3 protein-coding genes are annotated in these 4,643 nt (G+C 67.5%); 2 read left to right on the top strand and 1 reads right to left on the bottom strand.

What is annotated here, in order from left to right; translation table 11 throughout:
- Positions 1 to 56 precede the first annotated feature (56 nt).
- Together galE and Q7T09_RS10420 are read left to right on the top strand one after the other, a co-directional pair.
- Positions 57 to 1,049, top strand: a complete 993-nt coding sequence (gene galE, locus Q7T09_RS10425) for a UDP-glucose 4-epimerase GalE (RefSeq protein WP_304699543.1) — start codon at positions 57 to 59, stop codon at positions 1,047 to 1,049.
- Positions 1,050 to 1,090: 41 nt separating this feature from the next.
- Positions 1,091 to 3,253: an AGE family epimerase/isomerase gene (locus tag Q7T09_RS10420; protein ID WP_304699542.1), complete on the top strand. Its 2,163-nt coding sequence runs from the start codon at positions 1,091 to 1,093 to the stop codon at positions 3,251 to 3,253.
- Positions 3,254 to 3,296: 43 nt separating this feature from the next.
- Here the strand turns inward: Q7T09_RS10420 and Q7T09_RS10415 are convergent.
- The coding region (locus Q7T09_RS10415) for an alpha/beta fold hydrolase (protein ID WP_304699541.1) at positions 3,297 to 4,643 on the bottom strand (1,347 nt) is incomplete at its 5' end.

Here is a 4,643-nt window from a genome sequence, read left to right as displayed (position 1 = left end):
CCTGGCGACACGATCCGGATCGCCGAGCGGTTCTTCTAGGCGAGCCCAGGGCGCGCATGCAGACAATCCTGGTCAGCGGCGGCGCCGGCTATATCGGCTCGCACACCTGCCTGCGCCTTTCCGAGGCCGGCTTTCGGCCTGTGGTGTTCGACAATCTGTCGAACGGCCACGCCGAGTTCGCCCAGTGGGGGCCGCTAGAGGTCGGCGACATCCGGGACGCCGCGCGTCTCGACGAGGTCTTCGCCACCTACAAGCCTGCGGCGGTCATCCACTTCGCCGCCCTGATCGAGGTCGGGGAATCGGTGCTGCACCCCGGCCGCTTCTACGAGAACAATGTCGGCGGGGCCCTGAACCTTATCGAGGCCGCTCGTCGCGCCGGCGTCGACGCCCTGGTGTTCTCCTCGACCTGCGCCACCTATGGCGACCCGCAACAGGTGCCGATGGACGAGACCCATCCCCAGGCGCCGCTCAACCCCTACGGCCACTCCAAGCTGATGGTGGAGCAAATCCTGCGAGACCTGGACCGCTATTCCGGCTTCCGCTCGGTGATCTTGCGCTACTTCAACGCCGCCGGCTGCGACCCCGAGGGGCGCATCGGCGAGCGGCACGAGCCGGAAACCCACGCCATTCCGCTCGCGATCCGGGCGGCCATGGGCTCCAACCACGGCTTCAAGATCTTCGGCGACGACTATCCCACCGCCGACGGCACCGCGGTGCGCGACTATATCCATGTGCTGGATCTGGCCGACGCCCACGTGCTGGCCCTGCGCCACCTGCTGGAGGGCGGGGCGAGTGACGTCTTCAACCTCGGCACCGGCACGGGCACCAGCGTCCGTGAACTGGTGGCGGCCATCAAGCAGGTCTCGGGCGGCGCCTTCGACGCCCAGTCCGCCCCGCGCCGTCCCGGCGACGCCCCAGCCCTGGTGGCCGACAACCGCAAGGCCCGTGAGGTCCTGGGCTGGACCCCGCGCTATGGCCTGAACGATATCATTGAGACCGCCTGGCGCTGGCATCAGGCGGAAGCCGATCGCGCCGGGGCGTCGAAGTAGCATTTTTCCGGCCCTTCCTGGCCGGAGCGAGGGGCGGGGCGATGGCGGTCTATCCGGTAATCATGTGCGGCGGGTCTGGAACCCGCCTGTGGCCGGCCTCGCGTCCCTCGCGGCCGAAGCAGTTTGTGCCCCTGACTGGGATGCGATCCAGCTTTCAGGACACGGTCCTGCGGGTCGCCGGTTTGGCGGACGCCGCACCGCCGCTGATCGTAGCCGGTCTGGCCCATCGGGCTTCGATCCTGGCTCAACTCGCCGAATTGGACGTTGAGGGCGTGTTGCTGCTTGAGCCGGAAGGGCGGGATTCCGCCGCGGCCATGGCCGCGGCCGCCGCCTGGATCAACTTGCGAGACCCGCTTGGTGTCGCTGTCGTGGTGTCCGCCGACCACGACGTACCTGATGACGCCGCGTTCCGCGCCGCCGTGGAGGTGGCGGTTATCAGCGCCCGCGGCGGAAGTATCGTGACGCTTGGCGTGCGCCCGACGTCGCCATCCTCGGCCTACGGTTACATTCGTGCGGCTGGAGGCGATGGGGTTTCGCCTGTCGCCGCCTTTGTTGAGAAGCCCGACGTGGCCACAGCCAAGGTCTATGTCGAGGCCGGCTACCTCTGGAACAGCGGCAACTTCGTCGTTGCGACGGCTGTGCTCGCCGAAGAGCTCGCCGCTCATGCGCCGCAGACCTATGCCGCGGCGCACTCGGCCGTCGGTGATGGAAAGGCCTCAGACGGCGTTCTGGTTCTGGGGGAGACGTTTCGAACCGCCCCGAAGATCTCTATCGACTACGCCGTGATGGAAAAGACCAAGCGCGCGGCCGTGCTTCCGGTCGATTTCGCCTGGTCTGATGTCGGGGCCTGGGACGCCGTGTGGGCGGCCAGCGCCAAGACCGTGGCGGGCAATGCGGCGTCGGGCGCAGCGCTGTTTGTCGAGAGCTCGCATTCGCTGGTTCGGGCGCCTGCCGGCGTCCAGGTGGCGGTGATCGGACTGAAGGATGTCGCGGTTGTGGTTGACGGCGATGACATCCTGGTCTGCGATCTGAGCCACAGCCAGTCAGTGAAGGCCGCCGTGGATCAACTGAAGATGCAGTCCAAGCCGAACGCCTTTGCCAGCCTTGCTGAGGCGAGCGACGCCTATCAACATTGGCTTCGGGTCAGCGCCTTACCGCTGTGGTGGGCGGTTGGGGCCGACCATGAGCGCGGAGGCTTCATTGAGGCGCTGAGCGTTGACGGCGACCCGCGTCCCGCGCCCCGTCGTGGTCGCGTCCAGGGCCGCCAAGTTTTTACCTATGGCGCCGCCGGTGAACTCGGCTGGAAGGGACCCTGGCGGCAAGCCGCCTGGCATGGCCTGAACTATGCCCTGGCGCGGTTTCAACGACCAGACGGCCTCTTCCGCAGCCTGCTGAGCGCTGAGGGCGAGGTGCTGGACGATGGTGCGGCTGTCTACGACCAAGCCTTTGCGCTCCTGGGCATGGCAACCTTGCATCGTCTTGATCCCGGCAAGATGGATCTGGTCGCAGCCTCCAACCATTTGCGTCACGGCCTGCAGAGCCTTCGCCACGGGGGCGGTGGGTTCAAGGAGACCTCTGACTACCCATTCCAGTCCAATTGCCACATGCACATTCTGGAAGCCGCCCTGGCCTGGAGCGAGGCCGGCGAGGCGTCTTGGGACGCGTTGGCCGACGAGATCGTCGGCATGGCCGCCACCATTTTCATCGACTCCGAGGGCGGGTTCCTACGGGAGTTCTTTGACGAGACCTGGAAGCCCGCGCCCGGCGACGACGGCCGGCTCGTCGAGCCCGGCCACCAGTTCGAATGGGCCTGGCTGTTGGAACGCTGGGGCCACCAGCGTGGGGACGGGAAGGCGCGGGTGGCGGCGCGAAAGCTGTTCCAGATCGGGCGCAAGGGCATCGATCCGGTCCGCGCCGTCGCCATCAACGCGCTCTGGGACGACTTCTCGATCCGGGACGCCAACGCCAGGCTATGGCCGCAGACCGAATACCTGAAGGCCGCCCTGATCCTCGGCGAGGATGATGACGCGCTGGTGGCCGCCAATGGTCTCTGGAAGTATCTGCAGACGCCCGCCCAGGGCGTCTGGTTCGACAAGATGCGTCCCGACGGCGCCTTCGTCGACGAGCCCGCGCCCGCGAGTTCCTTTTACCACATCATCTGCGCCATCGCCGAACTGAGCCGGCACCAAGCGGCGCGTAGCTGAGCTGAGTCGATGGGTTGGCCGAATGCGCCAGCCTATCCACCGCCTACTGGCGAAATCCCTGCGCGTCGCAGGCCCGCGCAGATTTGAGACCGGGGGTCTTAAGCCACCCGATCGCGGCCAGGAGGTAGCTCCGATCCCGGCCGAGCGGGGAGACGTGGGTGGCGCCATGGGCGTCGAGGACCCAGCCCTGACACGCCCGCCGGGCCGGCGCCGCCTGGGCCTGCCGCCATGCCCTGTCAATCGGGTCGGTTGGGGCGAGACTGGCCACGATCACCGCCGTGGGCGTTGCCCGGCCTACCCCGCCGATTTCCCTTACCCGTCGTAGGCCAGGCAGGATCTGTAGGACCTCATCACGGGCATTCTCCAGATGCCGAGGAGAGGTGAGGGCGGCCCACTTGTGGTGCGCCGCCGGATCTTGCAGCCCGATCGCGTCGATCGTCGGTTGGACCACCAGCGGCGCCAGGCCCATGCGCCCGCCGATCGCCGCCAGGCGGGCTAGGGTTTCCTCATCCTGCAGGTCCGACATCACCAAGGGCTCGTCGAGGTCGTCGCTGCCGACGCCATCGACATAGAGCACGCCGGCCACGCGAGCGGGAAACAGGGTGGCGAAGGTTTCGACATAGAAGGCGCCATTGGAGTGGCCCACGAGGATGACGGGCCGGGTCTCCCCCAGGCTATCGAGGGCGTTCGCGAGGTCGCGCGCGATGTTTTCCGGCGTCGGCGGGGTGGTCCGGTCCGGCGACCGGCCGAGGCCGAGGCGGTCGTAGGCGCAGACGCGCCCCCTCTTGACGAGATCCCGCATCGCGAGACCCCAATCGGCGGAGGTGCCGAAGGCGCCGGCTTCAAGCACGACCGTCGGAGCCGTTGTGGCTTTGCCACGACATTCGAAGAACGGCTCGACGCTTCCCAAGCGTGGATGGACGGCGATTGGCCCGTTCGCTGTGGCACATCCGCCCAGTCCAAGGCCAACCCAAGCCAGGACCATGCCCAGCGCAAGTCCCAGCCGGGCGCGATCGCCCACCCAGAGCGACGCGGGATCTTTCGCGGGCGAGCGGGCGAAAATCATGTCGGGATATAAGGCGAAGGATTGCGCGACACCAAGCACCCGCGAGCCGAGGATGTTCCCAACCCTTGGCGGCCATCCCCGCCACGTCGCCATAGTTGTCCGATAACGCCTGTTCTCGGCCTGGGCGCCATGCAGGGTGGCGCCGTGGGCCAGGGTCCAGACCGCGCCGCCCAGCGGCTCGCTGTCGATCTCGGCCTCGGTGACGATCCCGAAGAAGCTGCGCCAGCTCTGGCCGTCGGTCAGTACATCCCCCACCAGCTGGCCGCATTGGCGACCATCGGTTCGACCAGGAAGACCAGGCCCGCGCTGGTCAAGGTCGTCAGC

The sequence above is a fragment of the Phenylobacterium sp. genome (genome assembly GCF_030645195.1).
In the GTDB taxonomy this organism is placed as follows: domain Bacteria; phylum Pseudomonadota; class Alphaproteobacteria; order Caulobacterales; family Caulobacteraceae; genus Phenylobacterium.
The sequence above is the reverse complement of the archived record's forward strand: the minus strand, read 5'-3'. Positions and strand labels throughout refer to the sequence as shown.